Here is a 17,179-nt window from a genome sequence, read left to right as displayed (position 1 = left end):
GGACGCAGGACCATCCCGCGGGGGTACGCGGCACGGTCCGGCGTACTGCGTTCGTGGTACGCGGACCCCTAGGAGTGCTGGTCGGCGGGGTGCGGGAGGCCGTCGTGGCGGTCGTGCCCGTCGTGCCCGTCGTTCTGGTCGTCGGGGAGGGTCACCAGCCAGCGGGTGGCGGGGCGCGGGCGGAGGTAGAGGGCCCAGTAGAGGGTGGCGGCGGCGGTGATGCCGCCGGTCCACAGCAGGTACGAGGTCTCCTGCTCGCTCAGCACGTACGCGAGGACGGCGATGAGGACGACCGGGACGCCGGGCCACAGCGGCATCCGCCAGGCGGACGTGTGCCGGTGGGCGCCGCGGCGGGCGCGCAGGGCGGCGACGGCGACGAGGAGGTACATGGCGGTCACCGAGACGCCGGTGACGCCGTAGAGGGTGTCGAGGTCGACGAAGCACAGGGCCGCGCCGGGGACGCCGACGGCGAGGGTGGCCACCCACGGGGAGCCGAAGCGGCCGAGGCGGGAGAGGACCGTGTTGACGGGGGCGGGCCAGGCCTTGTCGCGGGCGGAGGCGAACAGGACGCGCGAGTTCTGGATGACCATGACGATGCCCGCGTTGACGATGGCGAGGGCCACGCAGAGGCTGACGAAGGTGCCGACGGCGGAGCTGGACCAGGCGGTGACCATGGCGCCGATGTCGCCGCCGGTCAGCTCGGCCAGGTCGCCCGCGCCGAGGGTGATCGCGACGACCGGCACCAGGATGATCACGGTGGAGAGGCCGAGGGTGGCGAGGACCGTGCGGGCGACGGTGCGGCGCGGGTTCTCCAGCTCCTCGGAGAGGTAGACGGCCGTGGAGAAGCCCTGGGTGACGAAGAGGGCGATGGCGAGGCCGGAGACGATCAGCAGCGCGGTGACGGCGTCGGGGCGGCCGTCGGCGCCCGCGACCTCCAGGGAGACCAGGCTGCCGGGGCCGCGTTCGGCGTGGGCGAAGCCGAGGACGGCGACCACGGCCGCCGCGATGACCTCCAGGACCAGGAAGACGCCGGTGATCCAGGCGTTGGCGCGCAGGTCGAGCAGGCCCGCGAGGGTGGCGAGCAGCATGACGGCGGCGCCCGCGAGGGACGGGTCGAGGTGGACGACGGGGGCGAGGTAGTCGGCGGTGCCCATCGCGATGACCGGCGGGACGATCAGGACGACCAGCAGGGACAGCACGAACACCAGCCAGCCCGCGAGGCGTCCGGCGAGGGTGGAGACCATGGCGTACTCGCCGCCCGCGCTGGGGACGAGGGTGCCCAGCTCGGAGTAGCAGAAGGCCACGGCGACACAGAGGAGGGAGCCGACGGCGATGGTGAGGGCGGTCGCGGTGCCGAGCGTGCCGAACAGGTCGGGCACGACGACGAAGAGGGTGGAGGCGGGGGTGACGCAGGAGAGGGTGAGGAGGGTGCCGCCGACGACGCCGATGGAGCGTTTCAGCCGCGCGGGGCCGGGCGGGGTGCCGGGATCGCCGGGCGCCTGCGCGAGGGCGGCGGGGGCGGTCTCGGCGGGGCGGAGCGTGTCGGTCATGCGGCGGTTCCGATCGACTCGGGCGGGTGCCTCCGGCGGTGGGGTGACGCCGCATCGAACCCCGACGAAAACCGGCACGTCAAGAGTCGTTCACCTACGGATTTCGTTGCCCGGTCCGCTTCCTGATGGCGGATTCGGCGGTACGGCCGGGCCAGCGCCGACCGGCGGGCCGTACGGGAACCGCAGCGCGGCGCCGGAGAAAAACGCGGCGCCGGAGAAAAACGCGGTGCGGGCGCCGGGAACGGGGTCAGGCCGCCCGTGGACACGGACGGCCTGACGCGGTGCTGCGGGGTGGAGCGGTGCCGCGGGGTGGATCAGTGGTTGCGCGGGAAGCCCAGGTCGACGCCCGTGGGGGCCTCGGACGGGTCGGGCCAGCGGGTGGTGACGACCTTGCCGCGGGTGTAGAAGTGCGTGCCGTCGTTGCCGTAGATGTGGTGGTCGCCGAAGAGGGAGTCCTTCCAGCCGCCGAAGCTGTGGTAGCCGACGGGGACCGGGATCGGGACGTTGACGCCGACCATGCCGGCCTCGACCTCCAGCTGGAAGCGGCGGGCGGCGCCGCCGTCGCGGGTGAAGATCGCGGTGCCGTTGCCGTACGGCGAGGCGTTGATGAGGGCCAGGCCCTCCTCGTACGTCTCCACGCGCAGCACGCTCAGCACCGGGCCGAAGATCTCGTCCTGGTAGGCCCTGGCCGTGGTGGGCACCTTGTCGAGGAGGGAGATGCCGATCCAGTGGCCGTCCTCGAAGCCCTCGACGGTGTGGCCGGTGCCGTCGAGGACGACCTCGGCGCCCTCGGCGGCGGCGCCCGTGACGTAGGAGGCGACCTTGTCGCGGTGGGCGGCGGTGATCAGCGGGCCCATCTCGGAGGCCGGGTCGTTGCCGGGGCCGATGGTGATCTTCTCGGCGCGCTCGCGGATCTTCGCGACGAGCTCGTCGCCGATCGCGCCGACCGCGACGACGGCCGAGATGGCCATGCAGCGCTCGCCCGCGGAGCCGTAGGCCGCCGAGACGGCCGCGTCGGCGGCGGCGTCGAGGTCGGCGTCGGGCAGCACCAGCATGTGGTTCTTGGCGCCGCCGAGGGCCTGGACGCGCTTGCCGTTGGCGGAGGCGGTGGTGTGGATGTAGCGGGCGATCGGGGTCGAGCCGACGAAGGAGACGGCCTTGACGTCCGGGTGCTCCAGCAGCCGGTCCACGGCCACCTTGTCGCCGTGCACGACGTTGAGGACGCCGTCCGGCAGGCCCGCCTCGGCGAACAGCTCGGCCAGCTTGAGCGCCGCCGACGGGTCCTTCTCGGACGGCTTCAGCACGAAGGTGTTGCCGCAGGCGATGGCGAGCGGGAACATCCACATCGGCACCATGGCCGGGAAGTTGAACGGCGTGATGCCCGCGACGACGCCCAGCGGCTGCCGGAGCGAGGACACGTCCACCCGGCTGGCGACCTGGGTGGACAGCTCGCCCTTGAGCTGGACGGTGATCCCGCAGGCCAGGTCGACGATCTCCAGGCCGCGGGCGACCTCGCCGAGGGCGTCGGAGTGCACCTTGCCGTGCTCGGCGGTGATCAGCTCCGCGATCGCGTCCCGGTTGGCGTCCAGCAGGGCCCGGAAGCGGAACAGGATCTCCGTGCGCTTGGCGAGCGAGGACTGGCCCCAGCTCGTCCAGGCGTCCTTGGCGGCGGCGACCGCGGCGTCGACCTCGTCGACGGTCGCGAACGCGACCTTGGTGGTGACCGCGCCGGTCGCCGGGTCGGTGACCGGCCCGAACGTGCCCGACGCGCCCTCGACGGTCTTGCCGCCGATCCAGTGGTTGACGATCTTCGTCATGACCGAGTGCTCCTTCACAGATGGCGGCGTCGGGTGGAGACGTGCCGTTCGTACAGCTCACGGGCCTTGACCGCCGACGGGCGGGTCGCGGTCTCGGCCACGGGTACATCCCACCAGGCCTGGGCCGGAGGCGGCCCCGACACTGTGTCTGCCGTTTGGGTCTCGACGTAGACACAAGTGGGAGTGTCGGCGGCGCGGGCCTCGGCGAGGGCCGCGCGCAGGTCGCGGACGGTCTTGGCGCGCAGCACGCGCAGGCCCAGACTGGCCGCGTTGGCGGCGAGGTCGACGGGGAGCGGCGGCCCGGTGAAGGTGCCGTCCTCGGCGCGGTACCGGTAGGCGGTGCCGTAGCGCTCGCCGCCGGTCTCCTCCGAGAGGCCGCCGATCGAGGCGTAGCCGTGGTTCTGGATGAGGAGGACCTTGATCGCGATGCCCTCCTGGACGGCGGTGACGATCTCCGTCGGCATCATCAGGTACGTGCCGTCGCCGACCAGCGCCCACACCGGCCGGTCGGGCGCGGCGAGCTTCACGCCGATCGCGGCCGGGATCTCGTAGCCCATGCAGGAGTAGCCGTACTCCAGGTGGTACTGGTCCCGGGACCGGGCCCGCCAGAGCTTGTGCAGGTCGCCGGGGAGGGAACCGGCCGCGTTGATGAGGATGTCGGTGTCGTCGACGAGGGCGTCGAGCGCGCCGAGCACCTGCGTCTGGGTGGGCCGGACGTCGGGCTCCTCGGCCTCGAAGCAGGCGTCGACGCGCTGCTCCCAGCGTTCCTTGTCGCCGGTGTACTCGGCGACGTAGGACTCCGGGACGCGGTGGCCGTCGGCGGCGAGCGCCGCGGTGAGCGCGGTGAGGGCGCCGCGGGCGTCGGCGACCAGCGGGAGTCCGGCGAGCTTGTGCCCGTCGTACGGGGCGATGTTGAGGTTGAGGAAGCGGACGCCGTCGGCGGCGAACAGGGTGTGCGAGGCGGTGGTGAAGTCGGTCCAGCGGGTGCCGACACCGATCACCAGGTCGGCGGTGCGGGCGAGTTCGTCGGCGGTGGCGGTGCCGGTGTGGCCGACGCCGCCGACGTCCTGCGGATGGTCGTGGCGCAGGGCGCCCTTGCCCGCCTGGGTCGAGGCGACGGGGACGCCGGTGGCCTCGGCGAACGCGGCGAGGGCGTCCTCGGCGCGGCTGTGGTGGACGCCGCCGCCCGCGACGAGCAGGGGGCGGCGGGCGGCGCGGATCGCACGGACGGCCGCGTCGAGTTCGGCCGGGTCGGCGGCCGGGCGGCGGACGGTCCAGACCCGGTCGGCGAAGAACGCGTCGGGCCAGTCGTACGCCTCGGCCTGGACGTCCTGCGGGAGGGCGAGGGTGACGGCGCCGGTCTGCACCGGGTCGGTGAGCACCCGCATCGCCTGGAGCGCGGCCGGGATCAGCGCCTCGGGGCGGGTGACGCGGTCGAAGTAGCGGGAGACCGGGCGGAGGGTGTCGTTGACCGACAGGTCGCCCGCGTACGGCACTTCGAGCTGCTGGAGGACCGGGTCGGCGGGGCGGGTGGCGAAGGTGTCGCCCGGCAGCAGCAGGACCGGCAGGTGGTTGACGGTGGCGAGGGCGGCGCCGGTGACGAGGTTGGTGGCGCCCGGCCCGATCGAGGTGGTCACCGCGTGGGTGGCGAGGCGGTTCGACTGGCGGGCGTGGCCGACGGCCGCGTGCACCATCGCCTGCTCGTTGCGGCCCTGGAGGTAGGGCATCGTGTCGGCGTGTTCCACCAGCGCCTGGCCGAGTCCGGCGACGTTGCCGTGGCCGAAGATGCCCCAGGTCGCGCCGATCAACCGCTGCCGTACGCCGTCGCGTTCGCTGTACTGGGCGGTGAGGAAGCGGACCAGCGCCTGGGCGACGGTCAGCCGGGTCGTCGTCATCGGTAGCCCTCCGTGTGGTCGGGGTGGAAGCAGATCCGCCATTCCCGGGTGGCGCCGGGTCCGGCCATCACGTTCAGGTAGTACATGGGGTGGCCGGGCTGGGCGATCGACGGGCCGTGCCAGCCGTCGGGGACGAGGACGGCGTCACCCGAGCGGACCTCGGCGAGGACGTCCGCGCCGCCCTCCCGCGAGGGCGAGACGCGCTGGTAGCCGAAGCCGCCCGGCCCCTCGATCTCGAAGTAGTAGATCTCCTCCAACTCGGCTTCCTCGCCCGGCCGGTGCTCGTCGTGCTTGTGCGGCGGGTAGGAGGACCAGTTGCCGCCGGGGGTGATCACCTCGACGGCGATGAGCTTGTCGCAGTCGAAGGCGTCGGCGGAGGCGAAGTTGCGCACCAGGCGGGCGCTGGTGCCGCTGCCGCGCTCCTCCACGGGAACCTCCGGCGCGGGGCCGTAGCGGGCGGGGAGTCGTCGCTCGCACTTCGCTCCTGCCAGGGCGAAGCGGCCTCCCGCGCCGGAGGCGATCTGGGTCCGGGCGTCGCGGGGAACGTACGCGAAGTCGGTGACCGACGCGAAAACGCTTGCCCTGCCCTGGAGTTGGAACTCTTCATCCGCTGTTCGCACCGTACAGCCGCCCGACAGCGGCAGCACGATCCATTCGCTGTCCCCGCTGTCGAAGGTGTGACTCGCGCCGGGCTCCAGCTCGATCACCCGCAGGGCGCTGTAGGTCCAGCCGGCCCGGACGGGGTCGATGCGCAGCGCGTACGGGCCCTCGCCGGGGGCGGTGGCGGTCGCGGTGGTCGCGGTGCTGGTGGCGGCGGTGCTGGTCGAGGCGGTGGCGGTGCTGGTGGCGGTGCTTCCGCGGGGGATGTGCAGCTTGTCGCTCATACGGCCCTCCGTACGGTCCGGTCCTCGCCCGCGGTGGCGCCTGCGGTGTCGTGCGCGGTGGGGTGTGTCGCGTCGTTCACAGCAGTCCTACGGCGGTGTCGACGGCGGCGGCCACGTCGCCGTCCGCCGGGTAGAGCAGCGAGCGGCCGACCACCAGGCCGCGCACCGTGGGCAGTTGGAGTGCCCCGCGCCACTTCTCGTATGCCCCGTCCTGGTCGTCGCCGACCTCGCCGCCGAGGAGGACGGCGGGCAGGGTGGAGGTCTCCATGACGCGGGCCATGTCGTCGGGGTTGTCGGTGACGGGGACCTTGAGCCAGGTGTAGGCCGAACTGCCGCCCAGACCCGAGGCGATGGCGATGGAGCGGGTGACGGCCTCGGCGGAGAGGTCGTTGCGCAGCCGTCCGTCGGCGCCGCGCCGGGAGATGAACGGCTCGACGAAGACGGGCAGCCGTCGCTCGGCCATCGCGTCGATCGCGCGGGCGGTCGACTCCAGGGTGGTGAGCGAGCCCGGGTCGTCGTAGTCGATGCGCAGCAGCAGCTTGCCCGCGTCGAAGCCGAGGCGGTGCAGGTCCTCGGCGCGGTGGCCGGTGAAGCGGTCGTCGAGTTCGAAGCGGGCGCCCTGGAGGCCGCCGCGGTTCATGGAGCCCATGACGACCTTGCCGTCGAGGGCGCCGAGCAGCAGGAGGTCGTCGAGGATGTCGGCGGTGGCGAGGACGCCGTCCACGCCGGGCCGGGACAGGGCCAGGCAGAGGCGTTCCAGCAGGCCCGCCCGGTTGGCCATGGCCAGCGGGTCGCCGCCGACGCCGAGCGCGCCGCGGGCCGGGTGGTCGGCGGCGACGATCATCAGCCGGCCGCCCTCGGAGAGCAGCGGGCGGCGGACCCGGCGGGCGGCGGCCTCGGCGACGGCCTCGGGGTGATGGGTGCGGGTGCGGACCAGGCCCGCGATGTCGACGGTCACCGGACGGCTCCCGCGGCGAGGGCGGAGTCGATCTCGGCGGGGGTCGGCATGGCCGAGGAGCACTCCAGGCGGGAGGCGACCAGGGCGCCCGCGGCGTTGGCGCGGCGCATCACCGTCTCCAGGTCGGCCCCGGCGAGCAGGCCGTCGCAGAGGGAGCCGCCGAAGGCGTCGCCCGCGCCGAGCCCGTTCAGGACGGTGACCGGGAGCGGGGGGACCTCGGCGGTGGTGCCGTCGCGGTGCACGGCGAGGACGCCCTTGGGGCCCTGCTTGACGACGGCGAGTTCGACGCCGGCGTCTATCAGGGCGCGGGCTGCGGCGTGCGGGTCGCGGACACCGGTGGCGACCTCCACCTCGTCGACATTGCCGACCGCGACGGTGGTGTGGCGCAGGGCCTCCGCGTAGAAGGGGCGGGCCGCGTCCGGGTCGGTCCAGAACATGGGGCGCCAGTCGAGGTCGAAGACGGTGGTGCCGGACTTCGCGCGGTGGGCGAGGGCGGCCAGCGTCGCCGTACGGCTCGGCTCCTCGCTCAGGCCGGTGCCGGTGACCCAGAAGATCCGGGCCGCGCGGACCGCGTCGAGGTCGAGGTCGTGGGCGTCGATCTCCAGGTCGGGCGCCTTCGGGCGGCGGTAGAAGTAGAGCGGGAAGTCGTCCGGCGGGAAGACCTCGCAGAAGGTGACCGGGGTCTGGAGGCCGGGCACCGGGGTGACCCAGCGGTCGTCGACGCCGAAGCCGCGCAGCTCCTCGTGGAGGTACGTGCCGAACGGGTCGTCGCCGGTGCGGGTGATCACCGCCGTGCTCCGGCCGAGGCGGGCCGCGGCCACCGCGACGTTCGCCGCCGAGCCGCCGAGGAACTTCCCGAAGGAGGAGACCTGCGGCAGCGGCACGCCCGTCTGCAACGGATAGAGGTCCACTCCGATCCGCCCCATGGTGATCAGGTCGTAGGCCATCGAGTTCCCTTCGTATCGGCTCTCCACGGCTTTCTAGCCCCGCACGGTGGACCCTGTCAACATTTTGTCCAGACATTCGGACGAGCCCTTGACACCCCCTCCGGGCGGACCGCACGCTGACGCCCATGACGCCGTTGTCACCTCCGTCCTCACTGTCCCGTATCCGGATCGGTTCGGCCCCCGACAGCTGGGGCGTCTGGTTCCCGGACGACCCGCAGCAGGTGCCCTGGCAGCGCTTCCTCGACGAGGTCGCGCTCGCGGGCTACACCTGGATCGAACTCGGCCCCTACGGCTACCTCCCGACCGACCCCGCCGTCCTCCTCGCCGAGACCTCCCGCCGCGGCCTGAACGTGTCGGCGGGCACCGTCTTCACCGGGCTGCACCACGGGGAGGCCGTCTGGGAGAAGACCTGGGCCCACGTCGCGGACAACGCGGCGCTCGCCCAGGCCACCGGCGCCTCCCACCTCGTCGTCATCCCGTCCTTCTGGCGCGACGACAAGACCGGCGAGGTGCTGGAACCCGACACCCTCACCGCCGAGCAGTGGCGCAACCTCACCACGCTCACCGAACGGCTCGGGCGGGAGGTGCGCGAACGGTACGGGCTGAAGATCGTCGTCCATCCGCACGCCGACACCCACGTCGACAGCGAGGAGAACGTCGCCCGGTTCCTTGATGGCACCGACGCCGACCTCGTCTCGCTGTGCCTCGACACCGGGCACTACGCCTACTGCGGCGGCGACAGCGTCAAGCTGATCGAGACCTACGGGGAACGGATCGGATACCTGCACCTCAAGCAGGTCGACCCCGAGATCCTCGCGGACGTCCGCGCCAAGGGGACGCCGTTCGGGCCCGCCGTCGCGCAGGGCGTCATGTGCGAGCCGCCGACGGGGGTGCCGGAGCTGGAGCCCGTGCTGGTCGCCGCGCAGGCACTCGGGGTGGAGCTGTTCGCGATCGTCGAGCAGGACATGTATCCGTGCGAGGCGGAGCGGCCGTTGCCGATCGCCCGGCGGACGCGGGCGTTTCTGCGGTCCTGCGGAGCGTGAGCCTCCGGCGGTGGGGCGGGTCCCACCGGGGGGTGGGGGGTGGGGTTCGTCGGGGGGTGCGGGAGCGTGGGGGCTGGTCGCGCAGTTCCCCGCGCCCCTGAGGGGGTGGGGCTGGCGGTTGGGGGGTGGGTGCGGGAGCGTGGGGGCTGGTCGCGCAGTTCCCCGCGCCCCTGAGGGGGTGGGGCTGGCGGTTGGGGGGTGGGTGCGGGTTCGTGGGAGTTGGGCGCGCGGTTCCTCGCGCCCCTTGGGGGGGCTTATGTGGTGGGTGTGTCACTAATGCTGGGGTTCTGTTACGGATGTCATGTGTACGCGGCTCGGGTGTCACGTGTGGTCAACGGACGATTCCTCTCTGTCACCTCGGTGCGTTGATCGGGCACAGGCCTGGTGATCACCAGTGCGGCGCCGGGCTCCCCCGGGCGGCCTCCCGGCCGCCGCCCCGCGCGCGCAGGGAGGTGCGGCTCATGACCGACCGGAAGCTCTGGTCCTACAAGGAGATCGCGGCGCACATCAAGGTGCAGCCGGACACCGTGCGGTCCTACCGCAAGCACGGGCTGCTGCCGCCGCCCGACCACGTGGAGAACGGCAAGCCCTACTGGTACGCCGACACCGTCCGCGCCTGGGTCGCCTCCCGACCCGGCAACCGAGGACGCCGACTGGACTGACCCAGGGGCGAGAACGACGGCCCCTTCCGTGCCCCGCCTTCGGGCGGGGCACCGTGCTGTGCGGGGGGGTACGGCGGGACGGTCGAGGCGGTCGGGGCGGAGCTGGCGTTCGGGTCAGAGCAGGAGTGTGCCCGCCGTTGCCGTCGCCGTGAAGAGGGCTACGAACAGGGCGTGGAGTGTCACGTCCTGGTGTCGGGAGCGGAGGTCGGACTCGGGGGAGAGGGTGAAGTCGGCCGGGTCGGTGGGGGTGTGGTGGACGGTGATCTCGCGGCCGAAGGCGTGGGCCGGGTTCGGGAGGTGGTGGGTGCAGAAGGCGGTGACCGCCGTGCCGTCGGCGGTGGTGAAGGCGATGACCGGGGTGAGGGTGGTCGCGGTCGAGCCGTCGTCCTGGTCGACGGTGACGTCCTTGAGGACCGCGACGACCTTGCCCGGCACGGCCTCCATCGCGGACAGGCTCGCCACGCGACGGTTCCTCGCGCGGACGGCGCCGGGCAGTTGGACCGCGCCGAGGAGGGCGAACGGGCCGCCGAACCCGATCAGCGCCCACGGCCAGCCCTCGTCGATCGCGGCGAGGACCACCAGGCCCGCGTAGACCAGGAAGAGGGCGAACGTGGGCCAGCCCAGGCCGCGGGTGGGGGGTTGCGGGGTGTCGGTGAAGCCGTAGGCGTGCGGGCGGCCGCGGGGGTGGGTGACGCCGACCGTCCGGCCCTCCCACGCGGCGGTGATCATCTCGCCCCGGTCGCCCTCGTTGGTGACCGTGACGTCCCGGCCCGAGACCGGGTCGCGGTAGGTGACGACCACCGAGACGCCGCCCTTGCGGGAGCCGCCGTACCCGGTCGATCCGGCCGGTGAGCCGCACCGTCCGTTGGCCCTTGGTGAGCCCGGCCAGCGCCATGCCGTATCCGGCCAGGGCCAGTACGGCCCACAGCGCGCACCACAGCAGCAGCGCCTCGTCCCACCCCATGCGCCTCTCCTCTTTCCGGTCCGGTCGGCCGACGGTCGGTCAGCCGCCGGTCCGGTTCAGTACGGTGCCCCGCCCGTCCGCCTCCACCGTCGCCGTGCCGCCGTCGCCCGTGACCACGACCCGGAGGCGGAGCGCGCCGGTAGCGGCGTCGACGGTGAGCTGCCGGGTGCGCGGGGACGTGTCGCCCAGGGTGGTCGCGGCCTCCTCCACCAGGCGGGGTATGCGGTCGTAGGGCAGGGTTCTCGGGTCGAAGCCGGTGGTCTTCACGCCGGTCGGTGAGAAGACGAGCGTGAGCACGCGCTCCTGGACGACGAGGGTGAGGGCCCGGGAGTCCGCCTTGTCCCGTGTCAACGACTGCACCGCGCGGCGCAGTTCGGCCGGGTCGAACAGCGAACGGTCCGCGCCGGGGCCGAGGGTGACGGTGCCCGTCGCGGACGTCACGACGATCGACGTGGACGATGAGGACGAGGAGGACGAGGTTCTGGTGGCGGACGGGGTACCGGTGGCGTTCGCGGGGTCTGTGGAGTCGAACAGGTCGGCGCGGAAGGCGAAGAGCACCGCGGCCGTGCCGAGCAGCAGGCCGAGGAGGGTAAGGGAGCCGCCGAGGCAGCCGTCCCGGGTCTCCTTCCGCAGCGGCGGGCCGGGCACCGAGTCCAGCCGGGCCTCGGCGGCCCGCTCCTCCCACTCCGGTGTCGGGCGGCGCACGATCCGTGTCTTCCACGGCCGGTCCGGCGGATACGCCACCACCACGGTCCCGCGCGGCCGGTACGCCGCCAGCTCGACCAGGTTGATGTCCTGGCGGATCTCGACGCGGAACGCGGGGGCGTCGTCGGGGACCACGGACAGCTCGAACCGGACCGGGACGTCGCTGGTCTCGCCCCCGCCGACGGCAGTCAGGTCCTCGATCACCGCGAGCGCGGTGCGCGGCACGACCGCCGCCTCCCGGGCCCGGCGCGGGAGCGTGGCTAGGAAGAACAACAGGCCGTACACCGCCGGGAGTACCAGTCCCGTGATCACCAGGGGCGCGCTGCCGACGACGCAGCCGCCGATGAAGGCGGTGAGCGACGCGCCGATCACCCCGCCGGTCAGGAACCCGAGGGCCAGACCGGCGGGCGTCTCCTGTCCGGAGGGCGCCGTCGCGGTGATCGTCATGAGCCGATTGTGCACCTCGACGCCCGACGCCCGACAGACCTGTGGATGAACGGACCCCGGCGAACTGCCGGAGGCGCGGGGCGGGTTGGGCAGGCACCCACCAGGGGGCGTCCGGGCTGTGGAAAACCTTTCCTCCGGACTCGTCCGGGTGGTGCAGAGTGCCGTCCATGGACTTCTCCGTCAAACCCGTACTCACCGGCGAGCGCACCGTGCTGCGGCCCTTCACGGAGGCCGACGCCGCGACCATGTCCGGGATCATCCACGACCCGGAGGTCGTCCGGTTCACCTTCCCGGCACCCGGTGAACTCTCCCTGGAGCGGCTGCGGGCCTGGTACGGCACCCGCTCCACGCAACCGGACCGGCTCGACCTGGCCGTCACCGACCGGGCCACCGGCGAACTCGTCGGCGAGGTGGTGCTGAACGAGTACGACGCCCACGCCCGCAGCTACTCCTTCCGCACCCTGATCGGGCCGCGCGGCCGGGACCGCGGTCTGGGCACCGAGGCGACCCGGCTGATCGTCGGGCACGGCTTCGAGCGGCTGGGCCTGCACCGCGTCCAGTTGGAGCTGTACGGCGACAACGGCCGGGCCCGGCGCGTCTACGAGAAGGTCGGCTTCGTGGTGGAGGGGGTGCGGCGGGAGGCGGCACCGCGGGACGGCGGGTGGGTGGACGAGGTGCTGATGGGGCTGCTGGCGCGGGAGTGGGCGGCGCTCAGCGCCACGGCTCGATGACGGTGACCCCGGCGCCGGGGGCCGAGCCGAGGGCGGCGAGCGCCTGCGGTGCGGCGTCCAGGCCGAGGGTGGCGGTGACCAGGAGGTCGGGGCGCAGGACGCCCGCGGAGACCAGGTCGAGCATCGGCGGGTAGGTGTGGGCGGCCATGCCGTGGCTGCCGAGGATCTCCAGTTCCAGGGCGATGGCGCGGGCCAGCGGGACCGGGGTGGTGCCGTCCGGGGAGGGCAGCAGCCCGACCTGGAGATGACGGCCGCGGCGGCGCAGGCCGTTCACCGAGGCGGCGCAGGTGGCCGGGGAGCCGAGGGCGTCCAGCGAGAGGTGCGCGCCGCCGCCGGTCACCTCCCGTACGGCCGCCGCGGTGTCCGGGGTGTCCCGGCCGTCCACGCAGGCCACCGCGCCGAACGCGCGGGCCAGTTCGAGGGCGCGGGGCGACAGGTCGACGGCGACCACCCGGGCCCCGGAGGCCGCCGCGATCATCACCGCCGACAGGCCCACCCCGCCGCAGCCGTGCACGGCCACCCACTCCCCCGCCGCGACCCGGCCGCGCTGGACGACGGCCCGGAACGCGGTGGCGAACCGGCAGCCCAGCGCGGCGGCGGTGGCGTACGAGAGGTCCTCGGGGAGGGCGACGAGGTTGACGTCGGCGTGGTCCAGGGCGACGTACTGGGCGTAGGAGCCCCAGTGGGTGAAGCCGGGCTGGGTCTGGTGTGCGCAGATCTGGTGCTCGCCCGCCGCGCAGGAGGGGCAGGTGCCGCAGGCGCAGACGAAGGGGACGGTGACCCGGTCGCCGGGGCGCCAGCGGGTGACGCGGGTGCCGGTCTCCTCGACGGTGCCCGCGAGTTCGTGTCCCGGTACGTGCGGGAGGGTGATGTCCGGGTCGTGGCCCTGCCAGGCGTGCCAGTCGCTGCGGCACAGGCCGGTGGCCTCGACGCGGACCACCACCCCGTGCTCGGCGGGGCGCGGCGCGGGCACCTCCCTGACCTCGGCCGGTTCTCCGTACCGCTCGAACACCACGGCCCGCATCGACGACTCCCTTCCGGCCCGGCCGGGCGGAGTCGTCGTCCCGGCGGGGAGCGGTCCGGCCGGGGGCTCCCGGCCGGTGACGGCCGTCCGGCCGGGGGTGTCCGGCGGACGGTGGCCGTCCGGCCGGTGCGTGCCGGGCCGGACGGTCGCCGTCGGAACCCTAGGCCGTGTCCGTGGCGCTCGGACATGGGCTAGCCGCGGCTGCCCACCGTGTCCCGCTCGGGCTCGGTGGCGGCGGGTGCCGGGGCGGACTCGCCCTCGCTGAGGCCGAAGCGGCGGTGGAATCTGCGCAGCGGGGCCGGGGCCCACCAGGTCGCCCGGCCGGTGAGCCGCATGATGGCGGGGACCAGGAGGCTGCGGACCACCATCGCGTCCATGACGACGGCGAGGGCGATGCCCAGGCCGAGCATCTTGGTGTTGGTGACGCGGGAGGTGCCGATGGCGACCATGACCACGGCCAGGATGACGGCCGCCGCGGTGATCAGCCCGCCCGTGCGCTGGAGGCCGAGCCGGACGGCGCGGTCGTGGTCGCCGGTGTGGTCGTACTCCTCCTTGATGCGGGAGAGGAGGAACACGCCGTAGTCCATGGAGAGGCCGAAGGCGACGCAGAACATCAGGACGGGGAGGGTCGTCTCGATGGAGCCGGGGCTGGTGAAGCCGAGGAGGCCGCTGAGGTGGCCGTCCTGGAAGACCCAGACCACGGCGCCGAACATCGCGGTGAGGCTGAGCGCGTTGAGCAGGACGGCCTGGACCGGGATGAGGACGCTGCCGGTGAGGAGGAACACCAGGAAGAGCGTGACGACGACGATGAAGGCGCCCGCGAGGGGCAGTTGCTCCCCGATGGCGTGCTTGGAGTCGACGAGGACGGCGGCGGCGCCGGTCACCTTGGTGTCGAACGGGGCTTCGGCGGAGCGCAGTTCACCCACCAGCCGTTGGGCGGGGTCGTCGACGGACTCGCCCCTGGGCTGGACGGTGAAGTAGGCGGTGTCGCCGTTGACCAGCGGTCCGTCGACGCGCAGGACCTCGGGGAGCCGGGCGATCCGCTCCTTGTAGGCGGTGTACTGGGCCTCGGTGGCGGGGCCCTCGGCGAGGATGTCGAGGCCGCCGCCGGGGCTGCCGGGGAAGCCGTCCCGGATGTGCTGCTGCACGACGTGCGACTCGGCCGAGGAGGGCAGTTGGCGGTCGTCGGCGGTGCCGAACTTGACGCCGAGGAAGGGCAGTCCGAGCAGGATCAGCACGGCGGTGGTGCCCAGGGCGAAGAAGGGGGCGCGGCGCATGACGAGGTCCGCGGTGCGGCCCCAGGCGCCGCCGCCCTCGGACGGCGCCTGCTTCGCGGGGCGGCCCCGGCGGAACAGGGCGCGCAGGTCCAGGGAGTTGACGCGGTGGCCGAGCAGGACGAGGGCGGCCGGGAGCAGGATCAGGGCGGCGGCCGCGGCCAGCAGGACGACGGCGATACCGGCGTAGGCGAAGGACCGCAGGAAGTACTGCGGGAAGACGAGCATCGCGGCGAGCGACACGGCGACCGTGAGCGAGGAGAACAGGACGGTGCGGCCGGCCGTGCGCAGGGTGGTGCCGATGGCCCCGAGCGGGTCCTGGCCGCCCGCCAGTTCCTCACGGAAGCGGCGCACGATGAACAGGGCGTAGTCGATGGCGAGGCCGAGTCCGAGGGCCGTGGTGAGGTTCATCGCGAAGATGGAGACGTCGGTGAACGCGGCGAGGCCGCTGAGCACGGCGTTGGTGCCCAGGATGGCGACGATGCCGATGCCGAGCGGGAGCAGGGCGGCGATCGCGCTGCCGAAGACCATCACCAGCAGCACCAGGGTGACCGGCAGGGCGATGATCTCGGCCCGGAGCAGGTCCTCCTGGATGGTCGTCTGCATCTCGTGCCGCACGGCGACGATGCCGCCGAGCTTGACGTCCACCGGGCCGTGCGCGCCGCGCAGGGCGGGCGCGATGCGGTCGAGGGTCTCGCCCATGGTGTCCTCGTCGCCCGTGATGCGGGCGGCGATCAGCGCCTCGTGGCCGTCCTCGGCGCGCAGGCCGGGCGCCTTGCCCTGCCAGTACGACCCGACGCCGGTGACGCCCTTCTCCCCGGCCAGCCGCTCGGTGAGGCGGGCGGCCTCGGCGGCGACCGCCGGATCGTCCACCGAGGCCCGTCCGGCGTCGACGAGGAGCAGCAGGTTGGGCTGCGAGTCCGGGAACTCACGCTCCAGGGCCTTGGTGGCGTACGTCGACTGCGCGTCCGGGTCCTCCCAGCCGCCGCTGCCCAGCCGGTCGGCGACACCGCTTCCGGCCAGCACCGCGAGCACGGTGAGGACCAGGGCGGCGAGCAGCGAGAGCCGGGGGCGGGCGGTCACGAAGCGGGTCCAGCCCCCGAGGCGCTGCGGGCTGTTGACTTCGGTCATCGTGCGGTGTCCCCTTCACCTGATTCACCATGGGTTCATGCAGACCCGGCAGCCGCCGCCGACCGCCGGACGACGGTCGTGCCACGGGTGGCCGACGGGCGGCCGGTGGACGGCCGTCAGGCGGTCGGCGGGCAGCATGGATCTGACGTCATTGCCATAGACTGGCAAACACGAGATGTCACTCGCGTTCTGACTGGGACCAGAATGCGAGCGACCTCTCGCATTTGTCAATCGCGTTCCGAGAGCTGGGGACAACGCGTGCCCGACACCGACATCGACACCGCCGCGACGGAGACCCCGGAGGAGAAACCGGGGAAGGACCAGCCGCGCCGCCGTCAGGCGCGCGGCGAGCGCCGTATCGCCCAGCTCCTGGAGGCCGCCGCCTCCGTCTTCTGCACCAGCGGCTACACGGCGGCCAGCACCAACGCCATCGCCCGGCAGGCGGGGGTCTCCCCGGGCACGCTCTACCAGTTCTTCCCGAACAAAGAGGCGATCGCCATCGAGATGGGCGACCGGCTCATGCACGAGATGCGCGAGACCTACGGCGAGGCGCTCGCCCCCGTCGACCCCGCGACCCCGCTGGAGGAGGCCGTGGGCGCGGCGGTGGACCGGTTCATCGCCTTCAACTGCGACCACCCCGAGTTCTTCGCGCTGATGCACGGCCCCGACATCCCCGGCCGGATCGCCGAGGAGCACGACGCGCTGCACGCCACGCTGGTCTCCCGGATCGAGGGCCTGCTCCGCTCGTTCCTGCCGGACGCGCCCGCCGCCGACCTGCACCGCACCGCGCAGATGTGCCTCGGCCTGTACAAGGCGGGGCTGGAGCTGATCCTCGCCCACGAGGGCCAGGAGCGGGCGGCGTACGTCAAGGAACTGAAGGCCGCCCTGGTCCGCTACCTCGACCCCCTGGTCACCGCTCCCCTCGGCCGCCCCGCCTCCTGAGTCTCTCCAGGACCCCAGCCAGGACCCCAGCCCCTCTTTCCCCCCTGCCCCCACCTCTCCCCACACGGTCCCGCACCCGCGGCGCGACGGCCGCCGAGCCGCGACCGGCCCACGACCGGACCGCCGCCACAGCCCCGCCGAGCCCCCGCCGGACCGCCGCCACAGCCCCGCCGGGCCGTCGCCGGGGCGCCTCCGCACGCCCTCC

14 protein-coding genes are annotated in these 17,179 nt (G+C 73.4%); 4 read left to right on the top strand and 10 right to left on the bottom strand.

The features are described 5' to 3' along the window. Positions 1 to 68: 68 nt before the first annotated feature. From ACIQPQ_RS00905 to iolC, 6 genes are all read right to left on the bottom strand, one after another. Complete coding sequence (locus tag ACIQPQ_RS00905) at positions 69 to 1,550, bottom strand: APC family permease (RefSeq protein WP_401298020.1); 1,482 nt, start codon at positions 1,548 to 1,550, stop codon at positions 69 to 71. 314 nt (positions 1,551 to 1,864) lie between these two features. Continuing rightward, positions 1,865 to 3,367: a CoA-acylating methylmalonate-semialdehyde dehydrogenase gene (mmsA, locus tag ACIQPQ_RS00900; protein WP_401298017.1), complete on the bottom strand. Its 1,503-nt coding sequence runs from the start codon at positions 3,365 to 3,367 to the stop codon at positions 1,865 to 1,867. A gap of 14 nt (positions 3,368 to 3,381) precedes the next feature. Further along, entirely contained in the window at positions 3,382 to 5,262 is a 1,881-nt protein-coding gene (gene iolD, locus ACIQPQ_RS00895; protein WP_401298014.1) for a 3D-(3,5/4)-trihydroxycyclohexane-1,2-dione acylhydrolase (decyclizing), read from the bottom strand. Then, the gene (iolB, locus tag ACIQPQ_RS00890) at positions 5,259 to 6,146 is read right to left on the bottom strand and encodes a 5-deoxy-glucuronate isomerase (RefSeq protein ID WP_401298011.1); all 888 of its coding nucleotides are present in this window, start codon (positions 6,144 to 6,146) and stop codon (positions 5,259 to 5,261) included. Before iolB ends, iolD begins: the two co-directional genes overlap by 4 nt. 76 nt (positions 6,147 to 6,222) lie before the next feature. Then, positions 6,223 to 7,104 carry a deoxyribose-phosphate aldolase gene (locus tag ACIQPQ_RS00885; protein WP_401298008.1) on the bottom strand — a complete coding sequence of 294 codons (882 nt, stop codon included), beginning with the start codon at positions 7,102 to 7,104 and terminating at the stop codon, positions 6,223 to 6,225. Continuing rightward, entirely contained in the window at positions 7,101 to 8,051 is a 951-nt protein-coding gene (gene iolC / locus ACIQPQ_RS00880; protein ID WP_401298006.1) for a 5-dehydro-2-deoxygluconokinase, read from the bottom strand. Before iolC ends, ACIQPQ_RS00885 begins: the two co-directional genes overlap by 4 nt. A 125-nt stretch (positions 8,052 to 8,176) precedes the next feature. Here iolC and ACIQPQ_RS00875 point away from each other — a divergent pair, with 125 nt between their 5' ends. Together ACIQPQ_RS00875 and ACIQPQ_RS00870 are read left to right on the top strand one after the other, a co-directional pair. Next, the gene (locus ACIQPQ_RS00875) at positions 8,177 to 9,094 is read left to right on the top strand and encodes a sugar phosphate isomerase/epimerase family protein (RefSeq protein ID WP_401298003.1); all 918 of its coding nucleotides are present in this window, start codon (positions 8,177 to 8,179) and stop codon (positions 9,092 to 9,094) included. Positions 9,095 to 9,555: 461 nt separating this feature from the next. Continuing rightward, positions 9,556 to 9,756 carry a helix-turn-helix transcriptional regulator gene (locus ACIQPQ_RS00870; RefSeq protein WP_383767896.1) on the top strand — a complete coding sequence of 67 codons (201 nt, stop codon included), beginning with the start codon at positions 9,556 to 9,558 and terminating at the stop codon, positions 9,754 to 9,756. Positions 9,757 to 9,870: 114 nt separating this feature from the next. Here the strand turns inward: ACIQPQ_RS00870 and ACIQPQ_RS00865 are convergent, their stop codons facing one another. Together ACIQPQ_RS00865 and ACIQPQ_RS00860 are read right to left on the bottom strand one after the other, a co-directional pair. After that, entirely contained in the window at positions 9,871 to 10,557 is a 687-nt protein-coding gene (locus tag ACIQPQ_RS00865) for a DUF3592 domain-containing protein (RefSeq protein WP_401298000.1), read from the bottom strand. Between the two features lie 202 nt (positions 10,558 to 10,759). Further along, positions 10,760 to 11,872: a hypothetical protein gene (locus ACIQPQ_RS00860; RefSeq protein ID WP_401297997.1), complete on the bottom strand. Its 1,113-nt coding sequence runs from the start codon at positions 11,870 to 11,872 to the stop codon at positions 10,760 to 10,762. A gap of 167 nt (positions 11,873 to 12,039) precedes the next feature. Here ACIQPQ_RS00860 and ACIQPQ_RS00855 point away from each other — a divergent pair, with 167 nt between their 5' ends. After that, positions 12,040 to 12,603: a GNAT family N-acetyltransferase gene (locus ACIQPQ_RS00855; protein WP_401297994.1), complete on the top strand. Its 564-nt coding sequence runs from the start codon at positions 12,040 to 12,042 to the stop codon at positions 12,601 to 12,603. Here ACIQPQ_RS00855 and ACIQPQ_RS00850 read toward each other — a convergent pair. After that, positions 12,584 to 13,627: a zinc-dependent alcohol dehydrogenase family protein gene (locus tag ACIQPQ_RS00850; protein WP_383767907.1), complete on the bottom strand. Its 1,044-nt coding sequence runs from the start codon at positions 13,625 to 13,627 to the stop codon at positions 12,584 to 12,586. The two genes, ACIQPQ_RS00855 and ACIQPQ_RS00850, sit on opposite strands and share 20 nt — an antisense overlap. 191 nt (positions 13,628 to 13,818) lie before the next feature. Continuing rightward, positions 13,819 to 16,032 (bottom strand): MMPL family transporter, encoded by a 2,214-nt coding sequence (locus ACIQPQ_RS00845; protein ID WP_401297991.1) that lies wholly within the window; start codon positions 16,030 to 16,032, stop codon positions 13,819 to 13,821. A 204-nt stretch (positions 16,033 to 16,236) separates the two neighbouring features. Here ACIQPQ_RS00845 and ACIQPQ_RS00840 point away from each other — a divergent pair, with 204 nt between their 5' ends. Then, positions 16,237 to 16,974 carry a TetR family transcriptional regulator gene (locus tag ACIQPQ_RS00840; RefSeq protein WP_401297988.1) on the top strand — a complete coding sequence of 246 codons (738 nt, stop codon included), beginning with the start codon at positions 16,237 to 16,239 and terminating at the stop codon, positions 16,972 to 16,974. The last annotated feature ends 205 nt before the right edge of the window (positions 16,975 to 17,179 follow it).

Source organism: Streptomyces sp. NPDC091281 (assembly GCF_044757425.1).
Classification (GTDB): domain Bacteria; phylum Actinomycetota; class Actinomycetes; order Streptomycetales; family Streptomycetaceae; genus Streptomyces.
Note: the sequence above shows the minus strand (reverse complement) of the source record. Positions and strands in the feature narration are given on the sequence as shown.